Source organism: Clostridium sp. 19966 (genome assembly GCF_032335695.1).
Classification (GTDB): Bacteria; Bacillota; Clostridia; order Clostridiales; family Clostridiaceae; genus JACTOJ01.
Genome location: NZ_JACTOJ010000001.1, coordinates 17,777 through 37,939, shown reverse-complemented (window position 1 = coordinate 37,939; position 20,163 = coordinate 17,777). Strand labels below are relative to the sequence as shown.

At 34.2% G+C, this 20,163-nt stretch carries 12 protein-coding genes and 1 riboswitch; of the genes, 6 read left to right on the top strand and 6 right to left on the bottom strand.

The features are described 5' to 3' along the window. Positions 1-49: 49 nt before the first annotated feature. The 4 genes from ilvD to IAI10_RS00120 form a co-directional block, all read right to left on the bottom strand. Positions 50-1,762: a dihydroxy-acid dehydratase gene (ilvD, locus tag IAI10_RS00135; protein WP_396334324.1), complete on the bottom strand. Its 1,713-nt coding sequence runs from the start codon at positions 1,760-1,762 to the stop codon at positions 50-52. 234 nt (positions 1,763-1,996) lie between these two features. Beyond that, complete coding sequence (locus tag IAI10_RS00130; RefSeq protein ID WP_315671270.1) at positions 1,997-6,445, bottom strand: SpaA isopeptide-forming pilin-related protein; 4,449 nt, start codon at positions 6,443-6,445, stop codon at positions 1,997-1,999. 52 nt (positions 6,446-6,497) lie between these two features. Then, positions 6,498-6,580, bottom strand: a riboswitch (cyclic di-GMP riboswitch). Positions 6,581-6,761: 181 nt separating this feature from the next. Further along, positions 6,762-7,883 (bottom strand): response regulator, encoded by a 1,122-nt coding sequence (locus IAI10_RS00125; RefSeq protein ID WP_315671269.1) that lies wholly within the window; start codon positions 7,881-7,883, stop codon positions 6,762-6,764. A 41-nt stretch (positions 7,884-7,924) separates the two neighbouring features. Then, positions 7,925-10,975: an ATP-binding protein gene (locus IAI10_RS00120; protein ID WP_315671268.1), complete on the bottom strand. Its 3,051-nt coding sequence runs from the start codon at positions 10,973-10,975 to the stop codon at positions 7,925-7,927. Positions 10,976-11,388: 413 nt separating this feature from the next. Here IAI10_RS00120 and IAI10_RS00115 point away from each other — a divergent pair, with 413 nt between their 5' ends. The 6 genes from IAI10_RS00115 to IAI10_RS00090 all read left to right on the top strand — a co-directional run bounded on the left by IAI10_RS00115 (position 11,389) and on the right by IAI10_RS00090 (position 17,648). Beyond that, positions 11,389-14,790 carry a X2-like carbohydrate binding domain-containing protein gene (locus IAI10_RS00115; protein WP_315671267.1) on the top strand — a complete coding sequence of 1,134 codons (3,402 nt, stop codon included), beginning with the start codon at positions 11,389-11,391 and terminating at the stop codon, positions 14,788-14,790. A gap of 197 nt (positions 14,791-14,987) precedes the next feature. After that, positions 14,988-15,191, top strand: coding sequence for a DUF896 domain-containing protein (locus IAI10_RS00110; protein ID WP_315671266.1), 204 nt, complete (start codon positions 14,988-14,990; stop codon positions 15,189-15,191). Positions 15,192-15,251: 60 nt separating this feature from the next. Continuing rightward, complete coding sequence (locus tag IAI10_RS00105; RefSeq protein ID WP_315671265.1) at positions 15,252-15,749, top strand: amidase domain-containing protein; 498 nt, start codon at positions 15,252-15,254, stop codon at positions 15,747-15,749. A 251-nt stretch (positions 15,750-16,000) separates the two neighbouring features. Next, entirely contained in the window at positions 16,001-16,537 is a 537-nt protein-coding gene (locus IAI10_RS00100) for a flavodoxin family protein (protein ID WP_315671264.1), read from the top strand. A 27-nt stretch (positions 16,538-16,564) separates the two neighbouring features. Further along, on the top strand, positions 16,565-16,753 hold the full coding sequence (gene dmpI / locus IAI10_RS00095; protein ID WP_315671263.1) for a 4-oxalocrotonate tautomerase DmpI: 189 nt from the start codon (positions 16,565-16,567) through the stop codon (positions 16,751-16,753). A 424-nt stretch (positions 16,754-17,177) separates the two neighbouring features. Then, positions 17,178-17,648 (top strand): MerR family transcriptional regulator, encoded by a 471-nt coding sequence (locus IAI10_RS00090; RefSeq protein ID WP_315671262.1) that lies wholly within the window; start codon positions 17,178-17,180, stop codon positions 17,646-17,648. 51 nt (positions 17,649-17,699) lie between these two features. Here IAI10_RS00090 and IAI10_RS00085 read toward each other — a convergent pair whose 3' ends face one another. Next, the gene (locus IAI10_RS00085) at positions 17,700-18,107 is read right to left on the bottom strand and encodes a MerR family transcriptional regulator (RefSeq protein WP_315671261.1); all 408 of its coding nucleotides are present in this window, start codon (positions 18,105-18,107) and stop codon (positions 17,700-17,702) included. Between the two features lie 61 nt (positions 18,108-18,168). Next, positions 18,169-19,929: a 1-deoxy-D-xylulose-5-phosphate synthase gene (locus IAI10_RS00080; RefSeq protein WP_315671260.1), complete on the bottom strand. Its 1,761-nt coding sequence runs from the start codon at positions 19,927-19,929 to the stop codon at positions 18,169-18,171. Positions 19,930-20,163: the final 234 nt, after the last annotated feature.

Here is a 20,163-nt window from a genome sequence, read left to right as displayed (position 1 = left end):
GATAGATCTGAAACTCTAAGGATAATATCAACATTTTAAAACATACCCTTTATATATATGCACCTTTCATTGGTGATTCAGCCAGTTTAGTGTAATTTGCCATAACTCCACTGGTGAATCTAGGAGCTGGTTTAACCCAATTTTTCTTTCTATTCTCTAAAGCCTCGGAAATCTCTTCTAGTGATAACCTAACACCTTTTATCCCAACTATCTGTAATATTCTATTTGGAATATCAATCTCAATTAGATCCCCATCCTCAACAAAGGCGATAGGTCCACCTTCGCAGGCTTCCGGAGATACGTGTCCAATAGCTGGTCCCCTAGTAGCACCTGAGAATCTTCCATCCGTTATTAAAGCAATGGATTCTACCAATTCGCTGTCAGAAGCTATAGCCTCTGTTGTGTAAAACATTTCAGGCATACCAGAGCCCTTTGGTCCTTCGTAGCGTATGAATACAGCCTCTCCTGGATGTATTTCTTTTTTTAATACAGCTTTTAGTGCCTCCTCTTCGCAATCAAAGGTTCTAGCCGTTAGAGTCACCTTCATAAGCTTTGGTGATACAGCAGAATGTTTAACCACCGCTCCCTCTGGTGCCAGATTGCCCTTTAAAATAGCTATAGCTCCCTGTTTTTGTATAGGCGAATCCACTGATTTTATAACATCCTGCTTAGAGACATTAAATTTTGAAAGATAACTATTACACTTTTTATAAAAATCAGATTTTTTTATTTCTTCTAGGTTCTCTCCCAAAGTTTTCCCAGTTACAGTAAGTACATCTAAGTGAAGAAATTGCTTGATCTCTTCCATTATTGCAGGTACTCCTCCTGCATACCAGAAATATGAACCAGGATAAAAACCGCTTGGTCTTATATTAAGAATATAAGGCACTTTTCTATGTATTTCATCAAAAGTATCAGGAGTAAGCTCTAACCCAATTTCATGAGCTATGGCTGGTAAATGAAGAAGTGCATTCGTAGAACCAGCTATAGCAGCATGTACCACTAATGCATTTTCAAAAGCTTCCTTTGTAAGTATGTTCGATGGTTTAATATTAAGTTTAACTAATTCTAAAGCTTGGGCTCCGGCAGCATTGGCTGCTTCAAGCAATTCTTTGGAGGAAGTTGGTATCAAAGCAGTGCCAGGCATTGCCAGTCCAAGAGCCTCCGCCATTATTTGCATTGTGGAAGCTGTCCCCATGAATGAGCAGGCTCCACAATTAGGGCAAGCATTATGCTTGTAAAATTCATATTCTTCCTTTGTTATCTCATTTTTTTCAAATTGGGCGCTATACTTACCTATTTGTTCAAGAGTAAGCATGTTAGGTCCCGCATCCATTATGCCTCCAGGAACAACTATTGAAGGCATATTAAGCCTTGCAATTGCCTTTAAATGGGCAGGCATGGATTTATCACAGCTAGTTATGAACACTCCAGCATCGAAGGGAGTAGCTTTTATCTGAATCTCTATCATATCCGCAATAACTTCTCTTGATGCAAGAGAATAATTCATTCCATCATGGCCTTGAGACTCACCATCACATATATCTGTAACAAAATACTTAGCTCCACGTCCACCATTTTCATAAACGCTTCTATAGGCAGCTTCTGCTAACACATCAAGATGTGCACTACCTGGATGACTATGTCCAAAACTGCTTTCTATAATTATCTGCGGCTTTGATAAATCTTCTATTTTCCATCCTGAGCCCAGTCTTAATGAATCGATTTCAGGAGCCATATCTCTCAATTTTTGACTTGTCAACAAAACTATCACCTTACTATCTTATAAATATATAATTCCCACTACAACTATATATTAACTTTTACAAATTCAAATATCAACATATAATAACTGCAATTTGTAATATTAAATTTCTCAAACAATTAAAAAATAAAGAGTAAGAGTTTAAGAGTTGTGGCTAAAATTCGCCTTCAGCGAATTTATAAATTAAAAGGGCTGTAGCATCAGCCACAGCCCCCTAAATTGAAAATGGTATTAACTTCTCTTTGTTTTTTTCTTATTAATAGTCAAGTAAATACCTGCTAGAATAGAAATTATTCCAGCCAGCACAGACATGGTTGCATCTATAAACCTTCCTGTCTTAGGAAGACTTTGAATATTTGTTGATGCTATTTTCCCATTATTGTCAGTTTCCTTAATTTCAACGGTGGATTTTATTTTAGTATTTTTAACTTCATAAGAATACACAGCTCCATCAGTTTCCACAGAAACATTTATACTGTCACTTGATGCCGTATAACCTTCAGGTACCTTTGTTTCCTTTACTGAGTAATCACCATATACCAAATCCTTAAAGAGTACAATTCCATCCTCTGCTGACACAGCTGTAGCAATAGCTTTGCCTTCAGAATCATATAGCGTAAATTCTGCTCCCTTTAATGGTTTCCCATCCTGATCCAGCTTCTTAATCTGTATGGCTCCTCTAATCTTTACATCAGTTATAGTACCTGCATCATAAGTTTTTTCATCTTCAATACCATTTACTTCCACTGCTGCTTTTTTATCAGAAATAGTATATCCTTTAGGAGCTCTTGTCTCCTTTACATAGTACTTACCGTATTCTATATTCAAGAATTTAGCAAGCCCTGTATCGTCTGTAACTGCAGATTGAACAGCATTATCATTGGTGTCAAATAGTGTAAATTCTGTATCTCCAAGATAATTGCCATCTTCTCCGTTCTTTCTTACTTCTACTGTGCCTTTAATTTTTGCATCTGAAAATGTATCTGTTAATACAACTCCATCCTCTCTAATGCTAAATGGATGCTTATCTGTATTTAGCAAATATCCTTCTGGTGCCTCTGTTTCCATATAGTAATAATCCCCATAAGAAAGATTATCAAATTCTACTGTTCCATCGGCTCCAGTTACTCCTTCAACTCCCTTGCCAACAACTTGTCCCGTACTAGTATATACAGTTACAGTTGCTCCAGCTACTGGTTTGTTAGAAGTAGCATCTAGCTTCAATATTTTAATCCCACCAGTTATTTTGGTATCTGAAAAAGTATCCTGAAGGATAAATCCATTTTCAGAAATACTAAATGGATGCTTATCTGTGTTTAACAAATATCCTTCTGGTGCTTTTGTTTCTATGTAGTAATAATCTCCATAGGGCAGATTATCAAATTCAACTGTTCCATCGGCTCCAGTTACTCCCGCTGTTCCAACCTGTACTCCATTACCAGTATAAACTGCAACTTCTGCTCCAGCTACTGGTTCTAGAGTGGAAGCATCGGTTTTTGTTATTTTAATCCCGCCTCTAATTAATACATTAGAAATAGAATTAGGTGTAACTGTAACCACTGCATTCTGATAATCGCCGCTAAGCACTACGTTTAGTATATTTGAAGAAAGTAGGTATCCTGTAGGAGCTTTAGTTTCTTTAATCTTGTAATTGCCGTAATCAATATTTTTAAAGGTTACTTTACCCTGTTGATCACTTACAGCAATAATGTCTTTACCTTCAGCATCCTTAACTGAGGTATTTCCATCTTCTTCATAAAGAGTAAATTCTGCTCCTGGTAATGCTTTGCCATCTTCTCCCAACTTGCTAAAAACAATATCCTTTTTAATTTTTGTATCTTTATATACATAAGTAATGTCTTGTTGTCCTGTAACATTATGAACTTGAAATTTATATACTTCACTGCTCAAGCTATATCCAGTAGGTGGAGTTATCTCTTTCAAAGAATAATCAGTGTCATATTTTAGGCTCTTAAACACAGCTTGCCCATCATTCCCTGTAGCTGATGAGGTTGCTTTTACATTTCCGTATTGATCTATAAGCTGAAACACTGCACCAGATAGTTTTTTTGTATTATCGTTACTATCTACTTTTGATACAGTTATACTTCCGCTTGTTCCGGTTCCCCATCCGCTTCCAGAGGAAAACCACACATTATTCTGCGTTCCTTGAGCGCTTTGATCTGAAGATTGTCCTTTAAATTGTACCACATTCAGATAATTTCCAGACTTTGTTGTGTCAGTAGTAAATTTAAGTATATAGGCTGAAGTCCCTGAGTCCTGTGGAAAAGTAAAGTCAAATTCTCTTGTGCTTGGATCATACTTTACATTCTCACCAGTCAATGTGACTTTATCTGTAGCACTAAGATTACCAGCCGAATTGATTGCAGCTTTGTATAATTCAACAGTATCTGTATTCAATGAAAGCCCATCCTGCAAATTATCAGTGATGGTTGCTCCTGCCATTGGAATGCTGTAATTAGAATTTATGTTTAATGTCCAATCAATGTAGGCATTTCCGTACTTATATGTTGGAACTTTATTAATTACTGTATTGTCAACATTTTGTGTTCCAATACTGCTTCTATTTCCATCATCAGGTATTTCGTCACCGCTAATTGATGCAGTGTTATTTAATATTTTGCTTCCATTACTATTAAATATACTTAAATCTGTAACCTTTGTTTTAAAAGTAATGGTATAGGTGTCATGAATAGTATTAGTAATACCTTTGGGAAATGTATATATAAGTGTGCCAGTTTTTGATGCATCACCAGTTACTGGTGTATAACTAAATCCATTATTAGAAGCTGTATTATCTATGGCTGCAGAATTATACACATATTCTTGACCAACAGGAATATTGTCTGTAATCACCGCATTTGTAATAGGTATCTTATTTTTATTCACTACAATTTTCCATGATATTTCTCTTGCAGCGTAATCATAACCTGCTCCTGTTTTATTAATTATCTCACTGCTTACAGGCTGAGTTGCTGAAGTATTTTGATTTATATTAACAGCGGTAAAATTCACAGTATTATTATAACTTCCGCTGTAATTTGCTCTATAAGCCTTAGGGTCAGTTACTTGAGTTTTAAACTCTATAGTGTGAATGTCAGAAAAAGCACTTGAAAAAGTATATGCGAAAGTGCCTGTTTTAGATGTATCGCCTGCATTAGCTGCTGTGTACCCGCCATCGTCTATAGAGCTTCCATCAAACTTTGCTGATCCAATTACATAAGTTTGTCCAATTGGAATATTATCAGTAACCTTCGCTCCTGCTGCTACAGAGGTTTTATTATTATTTACTGTAATCTTCCATGTGATAATTCCTGTAGAAGCATCGTAGCCTGTACCTTGCTTTTGTATAATATTACTATTTACACCCACATTTTTATTTGCTGAAGTACCATTAGGAACTCCATCTCCTAAAAGATAAGCTGTATTGCTGTAGCTCTTAGGTGAATTAGAATTATAAATAGAAGTATCTACAGCTGTGGAATAAGTAATAGTTTGCTTACTAGTAATATTTCCTAAGTTAAAAGTTACAGCTTGACCAGAGCTTGTATAGCTCGAACTGGATATACCGTTTATCTTAATAGATGAAGTATCTAAAGTAAGCCCTGATGGTATATTGTCTGTAACAGAAGCATTATTTATAGTTCTGCCACTTCCATTTACAGTAATTGTCCAATTAATGCTTTTTGTTGAAGAATCATAGCTTCCATCCTTCGTAATATAGCTTACATTAACTGGTACTGATGCAGTATTAGAATTTACATTTTTAGAATTGCTATTATCTTCATATTTTAATACTGCATTATTGTTGTAATAATATGTGCCTTGTGCTTTACTAGCTAAATCATCATGCACACTAGTTTTAAAGGTTATAACCTGCTGAGTAGTTATACTTCCTAAATTAAAAACCAATTTATTACTTGAAGAATCATAGTTATAATTAGTTCCGCTGACTCCAGCATCACCATTAATTTTTACAGAACCTGCTACAAAGGCTTGATTACCACTTATGTTATCTTCAATCGTTGCGTTGTTAAGCCTTGCTCCTTCTTTATTAGCTGTTATTGTCCAAGTAATTTCATCAGTTAATGGATCATAGCTTCCACTTTTTACAACTGTAGGATCTGGCTGCTGAAAATTAAATGGGCCTTCAACAAAATCAGCCATTGCAGGTACAGTAAAAGTAATATAAATAGGGTTTGCATTCCCTATATTGTCTTTATTAAAATGACAATCTAAGGCAAATCCACCATGGACATCACTATGACCGCTAGCATAATCTGTAAAGGTAATTGTAACCTTACCATTCGTATCCACATGCATATTAGCTACTGTATTTCCATCATCAGGATTAATTAATGGTTGATCAAATGCTGCAAATATATTAATCTGATCAGGAAGCTGCATGATAAAATAGTCACCATTGTTAACAGCTTGTCCATTTAGTATAGACCAAGTATAATTGATATGAATTTCGGCACTTTTACTAATATTATCTCCCAATTTATTGCCATTAGCATCTGTAATATTTAAATCTGTTATAAATGGAAATTTACCTGAAACGTCATTACCGGCTGCTTTTACATTAACTGATGGCATAAATATTTGCAGTATAAAAATTATAACCACTGGAAGAATAAGAAATTTATTTTTCTTCATCAATTCACCCCTTTGTAAATTAAATTAAAGCCAAAAAAACCAACCAAACTATTAAAAAGTTGGTCGGTTGCACTACTGACTCACTATATACAAAGCGCCCAAATAAGTATATAGATCAAAGTCCCCAGCAATATTTTCAGCTAATCTGCTACCACTGATTATATTTATTATAATTAATAGTAACAATTTTATAATAATAATTTTCTCTCACAAATTTCTAACAAAAATCTATATTTTAAGGGCGTGATGATAATTTTTTATATTTTAGTTATATTTTAAACAGATATTGTAATATACGACTTATTTAGAACATTAACTATAATTTATATAGCAAACTCTTATAAAGTTCATTTGTGGAATTTTTAGGTTCTGTTCCAAGCTCTTCTTTAAACAATGTATTTAAACTTTTATAATGATTAATTAATGCTGTTTTGTCTCGCACGTAAAAATACACCATCATCATTAATTCTTGAGCTTCTTCATCAAAAGCATCAGCTTTAATTACTTTTTTTAAATATTCCTCTGCCTTATCATATATTTTTTTCTTTATATAGTATTTAGCTATATTTTTTGAAGCTTCTGCATAGTACCTTTCAAGCTTCTCTTTTAACTCAATACACCATCCAAAGTCTTCGTTTCCAAATAACTTTCCTATATACTTGTCCATATTTTTTTCATAATTATATATATTTTCTTCATTAACTATAGGATTATTATCTATGTATGCTTGAAAATCCCATGTATCGCAATAAAAGTCCTTAAAGTCTATGCTGTATTTTCCTTTTTCATAACGCACGACATTTTCTATCCCTAAATTTTTTAACGCAGTTTTTATTCTATAAATGGTACTGTGTAAATTATGCTCTGCTTTCTTAGGGTCAGATTCAGGCCAGAGAATATCACAAAGCCTCCACTTATCAATTTCTTTCCCCTGCATGTATACAAAAATAGCAAATAGTTCTTTAGTTTTTTCCGTAGGCCATTTAATGGCTTCTTTATCTAAATTTCCATAAATCTTAAAGCATCCCAAAGAAAATATTTTATTTTTCCCTTTAGCTACGTTTTTATTTTCTTCCACATTATATTTTTTCAGAAGCCTATTAACAGTTATATCTAATTCCTCCTCCGTAATCGGCTTCAGAATATAATTTACGGCGTTAACTTTAAAAGCTTCTAAAGCATACTTCTTATAGGCAGTCACGAAAACTATTTGTATATCATCATTAAATTTCATTATTTCCTTTGCTAAACTCATTCCATCCATGTGAGGCATTTCTATATCTACAAATACCACTTCTGGTGAAAGTTCTATAATATTTTTAAGTGCCTCTTCAGAGCTTGTAAAAGCTCCTATAATATCAATATATTTATTTTTGCTCATGATTATTTTCATTAGCTGTAAAATAGGCTCTTCATCCTCTACAATTATTGTTCTCATACTTAATTTTTTCACCTCTAATCAATACTTTAAAACTGTATTTACTTAATCAGTATTTTTATAGTTATAGTTGTACCCTCTCCTACTTTGCTCTTTATATCCATATGAGCTTTACTTAATTTTCTAACCCTTCTAATTGTGTTTGTAAGTCCTACTCCTAAAGCGCTATTATCAATTTTTTCTATATCCTTAATTTTTTCATTGGACATTCCTACTCCAGTATCTCTTATTACAATAACTATATATTCTTCTTCTCTCTTGATAGAAATATATACTGTTCCACCCTCTTCTTTTTCGCAAAGTCCATGTTTTATTGAATTTTCAACCAAGGGCTGAATAAGCAATGATGGAATTTTGCATTGCATAACTTTTCCTTCAATATCATATTCCACCTTAATTATATGCCCAAATCTAGCTTTTTCTATCTCTGCATATGCTTGTACCATTTCCAATTCTTCTTTTATAGTTACTAGCATTGACTTGTTATCCACATCAAAAGCATGCCTTAAATATATACTAAAATTAGTAAGAAGCTTGGCTGCCTTTTCTCCATCAGTATAGCAAAAGGAAATTATTGTACTTAAAGCATTATATAAAAAATGCGGCTTTATTTGAGCTTGAAGGAATGCCAATTCATTTTTTAATATTTCCTCCATGGCCTTTTTTAATGCAATTAAAGTTCTTACTCTTGATATTAATTCTTTTTCCTCAAAAGGCTTAGCTATGAAATCATTTGCTCCTGCCTCAAAACCTAGATATAAATCATAATTTATATTATTCATAGTTGAAATTAATATGGGCAATTCAACTAAAGAATACTTCTCTCTTATTTTTCTGCAAACATGGATTCCTGAAGTTCCTGGCAGCATGGAATCCAATAAGATTAAATCCACATTAACTTCGCTTAATTTCTTTACTGCTTCTTCTCCAGAAAAAGCAGTAATAACATTATATTTCTCTTTTATTAGTATATTTAGAGCCGTCTGTATATTAGTAACTTCATCATCAACAATTAAAATTGTATTTTTAGTATTTATCACTTGTTCCCCCGCAGAATAATCTATTGGATATACCTGCATAAAATAATCAATACTTTTACCCTTACTATTGCTATATGTTTCAGATTCCTGCTGAGAATATGGAAGAGAAAATACAAATCTGCTTCCTTTATTTACTTCCGACCATTCTAAGCTTATTTCTCCCCCCATAAGTTCCACTAATTGTTTGCTTATATATAGACCTAATCCTATTCCATCAGAATTTAAATTTTCATAAGGTTTAAATATATCCTTCTGTTGTTCCTTAGGTATGCCAACTCCTGTATCCTCTACGGAAATATATATCATACCATCTTTTTTGTATGCTTCTATTTTTACTATGCCGCTTTCCATATTTTTAATAGAGTTATTAATAAGATTAAATAGAATCTGTCTGACTCTGCTTTCATCAGCCTTTACAATTATAGATTCCTTTATAAGATTAATAACCTGGATGTCTTTATTATGAATAATGTATTTTGAACTTTCAACCACCATGTTAACACACACATTTATATCTAATGCAGCTATCTTAAGTTTTAACTGACTATTTTTCAGCAAAGTTACATCTAAAATATCTTTTATTATATTGGTTAACCTTAATGCTATATTTTTAGTTATCATCACATCTCTGATAGCCTTATCATTTAAATTGCAACTGTTTTCCTTAATTATGGTTTCAGCTATGTTTATTATTCCATACAAAGGAGCTTTCAGCTCATAGGAAGTTTTAGTGATAAAATCATCCTTAATTCTATCCATTTCTATAAGCTCTTTTGACATTTTATTCATGCTGCTATATGCATAAGAGAATCTATTAGACAAAATGCTCACTGAAAACACCACAAATCCCCAAAACCCTATAAATCCAAAAATTTTTGTGTATACTAAATAGAAATAGAACAGATAATTGTCTAAGCAATAAATATATATGCATATCATAGCTTGTAAAAATATTGCATTTTCTCTAGATTCAGTTTTCTCTTCTTTATTCTTTTTAATAACCATTACAGAGCTTATTATTAGTATTGTTAAAAAAGTAATAATAAATATTGCTATTATGGGTTTTAAATATGCATACTCACTATATTCTGTTAATAAAACTATAAATATTAATGCAGTAGCTATGGTAAAAGCTATTTTATTAAAAGAGGAGGGTAATATATTTTTATTTATTTTGTTAGCTAAGACAAGTATAGACACTAGAGTAAAAATAACCGAAATAAACTGTGCTTTTGAAAATATTATAAATGAAATATCAGGGACTAGCATATAGATCATTTTTTCTCCATTTAATAGCTGATCCATGGTAAGCAATATAAAGCACACTCCAAAATTTAGATATATTTTATCTTCCCTCAATGTAGAATATATTTTTAAGCTGTATATTGCAATTAAAAGTGTTATAATTGCTCCTCCAAGCTCAATAGAAGAGTTTATCGTTGCACTTGAGCTAATATCCTTTTGCAATCCAAAATTTATTGTATACATGCTTCCTTTGAATGGATACTCATAATTAGCTGACTGAAGGATTATTTCGGCTTTGCTTCCTTCTATATTGAAATATGTAGAATAAGGCCTCATTTGACCATAATAACCTTTATCCTTTTCGGCAGCATTTCCGCTTTCTCCTCTCATAATGCCATTCACATATGTTCTACTACTCATTTTAATATTATCTATCATTAGTCCATATGTATTATCAGAGGGTTTTAATTTTATAATCAATCTGTAGGTTCTTATACCTTTACTGCTCATCAGTTTATACTTTTTATAATCCAATGCATTTGAAGTGATGTTCATATAACCGCTTAACATTGGTTTGTTTATTGTTTTTGTTGAAAAATCTTTTGGATTAAGAAGCTGACCATCATAGATCTCCCATTCACCACCAAGACTTATAGCTCCGCTTTTGGATAAATCATAATTTGAAAGATCCATAACTCCTTCTTGGGCAGCAGGAGATTTTTTTAATGATATGGAATTTGAATAGGCTATAAAAATTGAAATCACTATCATCGCCGCCACTATTATCATATTTAAAAGTTTTTTCATTAAAAACCTACATCCTTTTCTTAATACGATATTTACATTAATATACTATTTTTTACATTTGTCAACTTAAAATCTACTAAATACCACTAGTATATATAGTATTCGATAAATATCACTAATTTCCTCCACCTATTTATTCTTTTTACTTGGACTTATAGCTGCTGTAATTGAAACTACTACAATCGCATCAACTGTTTACGTATGAAAAAATATGCTGCAAAATAGTAACAATTATATAAATGTAATCATATACATTTACTCCCATTTATGGTATTATATATACGAAACTAAATGCTTTTTCTTTAATATTCTGCACTGCATAATGGTATCACCATTTTATATAAAGCTAGTAAGAAAGGAGGATTTAATATTAATTAAAACCATTATACAGAAAATAAAAAGGAGGTATTGATATGATAAGCAAAAATCTAAAATCAATAATGAGCGTAGTAACCACTATCGCGTTACTAAGCAGTTTTTCATGTAAAACATCAGTAAAAGCTGACACAGCTTCCTCCACTAGTGTACCTACAGAACCTTATACTTGGCAGAATGTACAAATTGGCGGAGGCGGATATGTAGACGATATCATTTTTAACTATGGTGAAGCCAATCTATTTTATGCACGTACCGATATGGGAGGTGCATATAGATGGGATCAAGCAAACAGTAAATTTATTCCTATAACAGACAGCATAGGCTTTGATGACTGGAATAACTTAGGCTGTGACAGCCTGGCTGCAGATCCTGTTGATACAAACCGTGTATATATTCAGGCTGGAACATATACAAATGACTGGACAGATTCAAATGGATATATCCTTAGATCAACAGATAAAGGTAACACCTGGCAGAAAACAGAGCTGCCCTTTAAGGTTGGCGCTAATATGCTTGGCCGTTCCATGGGAGAGCGTCTTGTGGTAGATCCAAACTCTGATAATGTATTATACATGGGAACACGATGCGGAAATGGACTTTGGAAAAGCACAGATTACGGCGTTACTTGGAATCAAGTTACTTCTTTTACCCAGGTAGGTGACTTCAGACCAACTGACCTTGATTCTACTTCCTATGACAATACCTTAACAGGTGTTGTATGGGTAACAGTAGATACCTCCTCCAGCCAAAAAGGAACCCCTTGCCAAACAATCTACGCAGGTGTAGCCAATAAAGCCAAAAATGGTGCAGCTGCTGAAAATACAATATTCGTAAGTAAAGATGGAGGTACCACCTGGAATGCTGTAGCAGGTCAGCCAACAGATGGGTATCTGCCTCACCATGGAGTTTTATCTTCAAATGGCATGTTATATGTTAGCTACAGTAATGGTGTAGGCCCCTATGATGGCTCTAAAGGAGACGTTTGGAAGTATAATACCAGCACAGGTGTATGGACAAAAATCAGTCCTGTGGCTTCCTCAAGCTCAGATAATTACTTTGGATATGGAGGTCTTGCTGTAGATGCAAAGAATCCAAATACCTTAATGGTAACTACCTTGAACTCCTGGTGGCCTGATGCTAATATCTACCGTTCAACAGATGGCGGAAATACTTGGACTAGCTTCTGGTCCTGGAATGGATATCCTAACCGTACTTTAAGATATGCTCAAGATATATCCGCATCTCCATGGCTAACCTTTGGTAAACAGGATAATCCTCCAGAGCCTGCATTAAAAATTGGCTGGATGATGGGTAACATATCTATAGACCCATTTAATTCTGATCGTATGCTCTACGGAACAGGTGCAACCGTTTACGGCACCACTAATTTGACCAGCATAGACTCTGGCGGAAAGGTAAATCTTTCTGTATACTCAAAAGGAATTGAACAAACAGCTGTGCTTTCCTTAATAAGTCCAACCACTGGCACAGCACATTTAATCAGCGGTCTTGGTGATGTTTGCGGTTTTGTTCATAATGACCTTACAAAAATTCCAAATCTTATGATGACCTCTCCTAACTTCAGCACTACTACAAGTATGGATTATGCAGAACTTAATCCTACAAAATACGTCAGAGTAGGTAATACAGATAAGGGTACTAGCGCAAGAATAGGAATTTCCTATGACAGCGGTAATAACTGGAGTGCCTTAAGCAACTGTTGGACAAGCAGCAGCACAGATGAGACTCAAGGTGGAAAGGTTGCTATGTCAGCTGATGGAAATACAATTTTATGGGCACCAAATGGTACAAATCTTCCTGTATGCTACTCAAGCAATGGCAGCTCATGGAAACAATCAAGTGGTATTCCATCTGGCGCAACTATAGCTTCAGATCGTGTGAACTCTAAGAAGTTTTATGCTTATGCAGCTGGTAAATTTTATGTAAGCAATGATGGAGGTGCTACTTTTACTGCTACCGTGACCTCCGGCACCCCAAATACAACTACAGATGTGAATATAAAAGCTATGCCTGGAGTAGAAGGTGACGTTTGGTTAGTTGGCGGTGGTGAGAAGCTTAACTCCTATGGTTTATGGCATTCTACAGACTCTGGTAACTCCTTTACCAAATTATCAAATGTTCAAGAAGCAGATTGCGTTGGCTTTGGTAAAGCTGCACCAGGACAAAGTTACATGGCTCTTTATATTTCAGCAAAGATTAATGGTGTAAGAGGCTTCTTCCGTTCAAATGACGGCGGAAATTCATGGGTAAGAATCAATGATGATCAGCACCAATATGGAAGAACCAACATGTGCATCACTGGAGATCCACGAATTTATGGACGTGTATATGTAGGAACTAATGGACGTGGAATAGTTTATGGTGATTCTGCAAGTACTGCTCAAGACTCTTCCATAACTCCAACTACTGCTTCCTTTGACAAAAATACTACTGCTCAGGCCGATATTCCTGTTACCATGACCTTGAATGGCAATACCTTATCATCTATAACAAATGGAACAAACACTTTAGTTTCAGGCACAGATTATACTGTATCAGGAAGCACAGTTGCCATAAAGAAGTCTTATCTTGCAACACTTGCAGTAGGAAGTTCAAGTTTAACCTTTAATTTCAGTGCCGGAAATCCTTCTTCAATATCTGTCACAGTCACTGATTCAAGTTCACCTACTGTTACAAATTCAACCATTACTCCAACTACTGCTTCCTTTGACAAAAATACTACTGCTCAAGCAGATGTTTCTGTTACTATGACTTTGAATGGAAACACTTTAAATGCAATAAAAAATGGTTCTTACACCCTTGCTGCTGGAACAGATTATTCTGTAGCAAATAATACCGTTACAATAAAAAAATCCTATCTTGCCACCCTATCAGTGGGAACTGCGAATCTGACCTTTGATTTCAGTGCTGGAACTGATCCCACACTAGCATTGTCAATTTCAGATTCTACAGCAACGGTGCAAGGTAGTCTACCAGTGCAGATGTATAACTCCGGAAAAGCAGATAGTACACAAGCTCTTTCACCGCAAATCAAGCTTACTAATACTGGAACTACAGCTATTAATCTGTCTGATGTAAAGATTAGATATTATTTCACCGCTGACGGAGCAACTTCAAATAATTTTTGGTGTGACTGGGCTTCAGTGGGAGCTTCGAATGTGACTGGAACTTTTACATCCTTAGCATCTCCAAAAACCAATGCAGACAGCTACGTTGAAATCGGTTTTAGCAACGCTGCAGGCAGTCTTTCACCCGGCAGCAGCGTTTCAATTCAATCGCGAATTACAAAAGCAGATTGGAGCACTTATACTCAAACAAATGATTATTCCTTTAATTCAACAGCCACAGCCTTTGCTAATTGGAATAAAGTAACTGCTTATTATGCAGGAACTCTTCAGTGGGGAGTAGAGCCTTAATTTGCGGCCCTGCTATAAATAAAAGCAGCATTATATTATAAGCTATCAACAATGCAAAATCGCTACAGACAACCAACTAAATCCTTTGGCAAAGTTGGTTGTCTATTTTTTATACCTCCTGTTTTAAATCAGTGTTGATTTAATCTCCACATACTATATAATAAATTAGTACATGGATACTAGAAAGGGGAAAGAAAGTGGAAAAAAACAAAATTCAGCGACTTAACGAATTAGCTAAAAAAGCTAAGGAAGGTGCTCTCACAGAAGAAGAATTAGTAGAAAGAGAACAGCTAAGAAAAGAATATATTGCAGCCTTTAGAGCAAATCTTAAAGCTACATTGGATAATACAGTAGTTATTGATCCAGACGGAAATAGACGAAGTTTAGGTAAAAATTCCTAGCGTTCTCATTGCACACTCCCCCCTTCACCATCATACAATGCAAAGAAGGGGGAATATAAATTGAGAACAAAATACTACGATCGTGCAAGCGCCGTATCTTACGCGCACAAATGGGCATTCTCACGCAATCCACAATACTATGATTTTAAATATCTGGGAGGAGACTGCACAAATTTCGCTTCACAGGTACTGTATGCTGGTTCAGGTATCATGAATTACTCTCCCACCTTCGGCTGGTATTACAACAACTTAAATAATCGTGCACCGGCATGGACCGGAGTGGAATTCCTGCACCGTTTTCTTGTTAACAACCAAGGGATTGGCCCCACTGCTGTAGAGGTAGATGTTTCTCAGGTAGAACCTGGTGATATAGTTCAGCTTTCTTTCGATGGGCTAGTATTCAGCCATTCTCTCATCATTGTTTCCGTTGGTGAGTCTCCATCACCATCAAATATCTTGATTGCTACACACACATATGATGCTGACAATCGCCTGCTGAACAGCTTTTCTTATGTATATATACGCTTTTTACACATCACACATGTAGGAGTATGGTAAGACTTTAATCCTTTATTTTTTGCTCCATACAAAGCTTCATCAACTCTTTTATACACTCTTGAAAGATTTCATTTTCTTCGCTTCATTTGTGATAAGTTCCTTTTTCTGTCACATTTCCTCTCCTTTTAGAATCAAGAATACCCTTTTATAAAAAAGTTTAAAATAGTTCTTGACCTTAAGTTGACTTAAAGGATTATAGTTAATTCATCGGTCAATATAAAAAATATGTTTTTTAAAGGAGATAATTAACAATGAAAGTAACAGTAATTACAGGGAGTCCACATAAGAAAGGTACATCAGCTTTATTAGCAGATAAATTCATCGAAGGAGCAAAGGAATCAGGACATGAGGTATTACGTTTTGATGCAGCTTTTGAAGATGTGCAACCTTGTCTTGCATGTAATTATTGTGCAAGCCATGATGGTGAGTGTGTACGTAAAGATTCTATGAATACATGGTATGAAAATTTAATAGCTTCAGATATTGTAGTGTTTGTAACACCTTTATATTACTTCTCAATGTCAGCACAAATTAAAGCAGTTATAGATCGTTTCCATGCAAATAATGCAAAGTTAGAAGGAAATAAGAAATCAATGCTTATTGCAACCTCCTATGGTGCAGATGATTGGACAATGGAGGCCTTGGAGAAAAATTATGAATCCATACTTCGTTATATGAATTGGAAAGCCGCTGGCAAATTGCTCGCAACTGGATGTCCAATAAGATCTATGCTTGAAGAAACTGATTTTCCAAAAAGAGCATATGAATTAGGAAAATCAATAAAGTAACAAACAATTTTAGAAGGAGATGAAAGTATGCCAGTAATCACTTTAGAAGCAGGAAAATTAAATAAAGATCAGAAAAAAAAGTTAGTAAAAGAGTTTACAACATTAGCATCAAATATTATGAACGTACCAGAACAAGCATTCATTGTTTTATTAAAAGAAAATGAAGCAGAAAATATAGGTTTTGGCGGTAAGTTAATATCTGACAGAGATGCCTAAATAAAATCAAGCTCGATACCTCATAACTAAGTATATAATTTTAGTACAAACATAAACCTTAGAAATAGAACGTGCTGGATATCATAACCTGACTAAATTAAATTTCATATAAGTTACAAAAATCCAGCATAAGGTTCTGTTTCTTTACAAAAGCTATATTATTTCAAATCTTAAAATAACTTTATCAGCATAAAATCTATCATTTCTTATCTATGAATTCTAGTTTTGACTATTCTCATTAATCACTATGCTTTCTGTATTTCAATTATTGGTATATAAATTAAAAACTCATTATAGTCTCACATTTGTACATAATATTATTGACATACACTTTATTGCATGATACCATTATCGTAAACTTGAGAGTAAACTCTAAGTTAATAATTTTTTTTAAATTTTAAAAAAAATTATTAGGAGACTAAAAATGTACTATACTGTTAGTGAAATAGCAAAAAAAGTTAATATATCTCCTCATACCCTTCGCTTTTATGCTAAAGAAGGTCTATTACCTTTTGTTGAGCGGAGTGAAAGTGGCATAAGAATGTTTAAAGATAGCGACTTTGAGCCACTTTTTATGATCGAATATTTAAAGAAATCAGGCATGTCCATAAAAGACATACGAGTTTTTATGGATTGGTGTACAAAGGGCGATGAAACAATTAATGAAAGACTTAATATGTTCAGAGAGCAGGAAAAAAAAGTTATAGAGCAGCTTGCTGAGCTGCAGCAAACTCTAGATTTGATCAAATATAAATGCTGGTACTATGAAACTGCTCAAGCTAAGGGCACCTGTGATATACATGATTCCTTGAAGCCAGAAGATATCCCAGAAGACATTAAGGTTTTAAAAGAAAAAACAGAAAAAATGTATTGCTGTAAACAAAGTGATGATTAAAATTAAAGCCAGATAAACAAGTAATTTCTTGTTTATCTGGCTTTTGGCAAATTACTTCTGATGATTCTCTGAAGTTTTCCATTCTTGTATTATTTCTCTTGTTATAGGCTCGCACAAATCATAATAATTTTCAATTTTATAATTTACAATATCCAAACATTGCTGCAGATCTTGCATTTGTTTTTCAATATTACCCTTTACTTCAATTAGAATATCCCTTCTCGATTCCTTTGTGGAATTTCCTTCATTTGCAAGACGAATATATTCTATAATAGCTTCAAGGGATGCTCCAGCCTTTTTAAACTTCAGAACAAATTCTACCCAATGAATTGCTCTTTCATCATAGTCTCTTATACCTGATTTTGTCCTTTGTATATGTGGTATTAACCCAATACGTTCATAATAACGCAAATTGTCTACAGATACCCCTGTTCTTTCCGCAACCTCTTTGATATTCATAATATTCTCCTCCTTTATCCTATTGTGGTTATAATGCCCTCTTAAACAATAGCGAGTAGGATTACTTTATGATATTTATTACATCTTCTACAATCTGAACATCTGTAAGCCTGTTCTTTTTCATTAGTTTATCTGGAACATAACGATCTAGAAATTCTTTCTTTATACCATAGTTCAATACTTTCATTTCTGAAGGTCCATAATATCTTGCTACCTTTTCTCCAAAGCCACCTTCTAAAATACCGTCTTCAAGTGTAACTACAAGCTTATGTTCCTTTTTCAAGCTTTCGAGTAATTCTTCATCAACACCTGTAATGTATTTTGGATTAATTAAGGTAGCCTCAACGCCATTTTCTTTTGAAAGCTTATTAATAACTGCTTCACCAAGCTGATAGAAATCTCCAAGAGCAACGATTGCAACATCTTTTCCTGCCTTTGTAACCTCATATTTATTCAATTTAGAATAATCCGTATTATCTGCTGTTCCTCTTTCAATAACTCCTAGAGCTGGAACACGTATAGCCACAGGATGCTCATTTTGGCTCATTCCCCAATTAAGCATAGCAAAATATTCTTCCTTACAGGTTGGCGCAAGATATACCATATTAGGAATATTGCTCATCATGCCAATATCATATAGTCCGATATGGGTAACATCGTTCATTCCATAAACCGATGCATAGTTAACTAGTATTACTGCTGGATTGCTATTTATGCATAAATCCTGTGAAAGCTGATCATAGGTTCTCTGAAGGAATGTGCTATATACTCCATAAACTGGTCTTCCCCCATTTGCAGCAATTCCTGAAGCTAAAGCAACAGCATGTTCTTCTGCAATACCAACATCTACAAATTGTTTTCCAGCTTCTTTTCTTCTGGCTGAATTAAAGCCAAATACAGTAGGAGTAGCTGAAGTAATTGCAACTACCTTAGGGTCTTTCTTCATGGCATCTAACAAATATTCTGCTGTAAGATTTCCATAATCTTCTCCTGAACCCATGGAGAATTTTGATGCTCCGGTTTCTAGTACAAAAGGCATTCCATAGTGCCATTGTTCCTTATTCTTTTCAGCTAATTCAAAGCCTTTTCCTTTAATTGTGTGAATATGGATAACTACTGGATGATCTGTATCCTTTACCCTATTAAATACCCTGATTAGCTGCTCAAAGTCATGACCATCTTTTACATAATAGTAATCAAAGCCTAATGCCTTAAAGAAATTATTTTGGCTTTTGCCTTCAGTATCTCTAAGTTCTCTAAGGTTTTTATATAAACCTCCATGGTTTTCTGCAATAGACATGTCATTATCATTTACAATAACAATCATATTTGTTCCCGCTTCTGAAGCATTATTTAATCCTTCATAAGCTTCTCCGCCACTTAAAGACCCGTCTCCAATGATGGCTATCACATTGTCCTTTTCAGACTTTAAGTCTCTTGCTTTAGCAAGTCCGCTAGCGAGGCTTATGGATGTGGATGTATGTCCTATATTAAAAAAATCATGCTCGCTTTCTTCTGGATTTGAATAGCCTGATACTTCGTCATATTTTTCAGCATTAATAAATGCTTCTTTTCTTCCAGTAAGCATTTTATGAATGTAACTCTGATGAGAAACATCATAAACAATCTTATCCTTTGGTGAGTTAAATACATGATGTAATGCAACCGTCATTTCAACCATTCCAAGATTTGGACCAACGTGTCCTCCATGCTCACTTAATTTCTTAAGCAAAACTTCACGTATTTCTGCACTCAAATCTTTCATTTCATCTGCTGATAATTTTTTTAGATCTTCTGGCGAGTTAATTTTTTCTAAATACATATTTTTCCTCCTAATATTTCTCATATGTCTACTTCTTACATTAAAGAGCCCATATTAATCCTTTATTTATACATACTATAGTTAGCGCGAACTCTATTATGTGATACGACTATCATAAACCTGAGAGTGCACTCTCAGTCAAGCAAATAAATAAATTTTTTTCTAAAAATATTCTTCTACCTAGTAATACTCGCAAGAATTTAAAAGGTCCGCTTCCAAATCAATATAGGAAGC

Bases quoted from the DNA above. Each gene is read 5' to 3' on its own strand.
- IAI10_RS00120 (WP_315671268.1), bottom strand. From the start codon at position 10,975: ATGAAAAAACTTTTAAATATGATAATAGTGGCGGCGATGATAGTGATT.
- IAI10_RS00085 (WP_315671261.1), bottom strand. From the start codon at position 18,107: ATGAATATCAAAGAGGTTGCGGAAAGAACAGGGGTATCTGTAGACAAT.
- IAI10_RS00125 (WP_315671269.1), bottom strand. From the start codon at position 7,883: ATGAGAACAATAATTGTAGAGGATGAAGAGCCTATTTTACAGCTAATG.
- IAI10_RS00100 (WP_315671264.1), top strand. From the start codon at position 16,001: ATGAAAGTAACAGTAATTACAGGGAGTCCACATAAGAAAGGTACATCA.
- IAI10_RS00130 (WP_315671270.1), bottom strand. From the start codon at position 6,445: ATGAAGAAAAATAAATTTCTTATTCTTCCAGTGGTTATAATTTTTATA.
- IAI10_RS00090 (WP_315671262.1), top strand. From the start codon at position 17,178: ATGTACTATACTGTTAGTGAAATAGCAAAAAAAGTTAATATATCTCCT.
- IAI10_RS00115 (WP_315671267.1), top strand. From the start codon at position 11,389: ATGATAAGCAAAAATCTAAAATCAATAATGAGCGTAGTAACCACTATC.
- IAI10_RS00080 (WP_315671260.1), bottom strand. From the start codon at position 19,929: ATGTATTTAGAAAAAATTAACTCGCCAGAAGATCTAAAAAAATTATCA.
- dmpI (WP_315671263.1), top strand. From the start codon at position 16,565: ATGCCAGTAATCACTTTAGAAGCAGGAAAATTAAATAAAGATCAGAAA.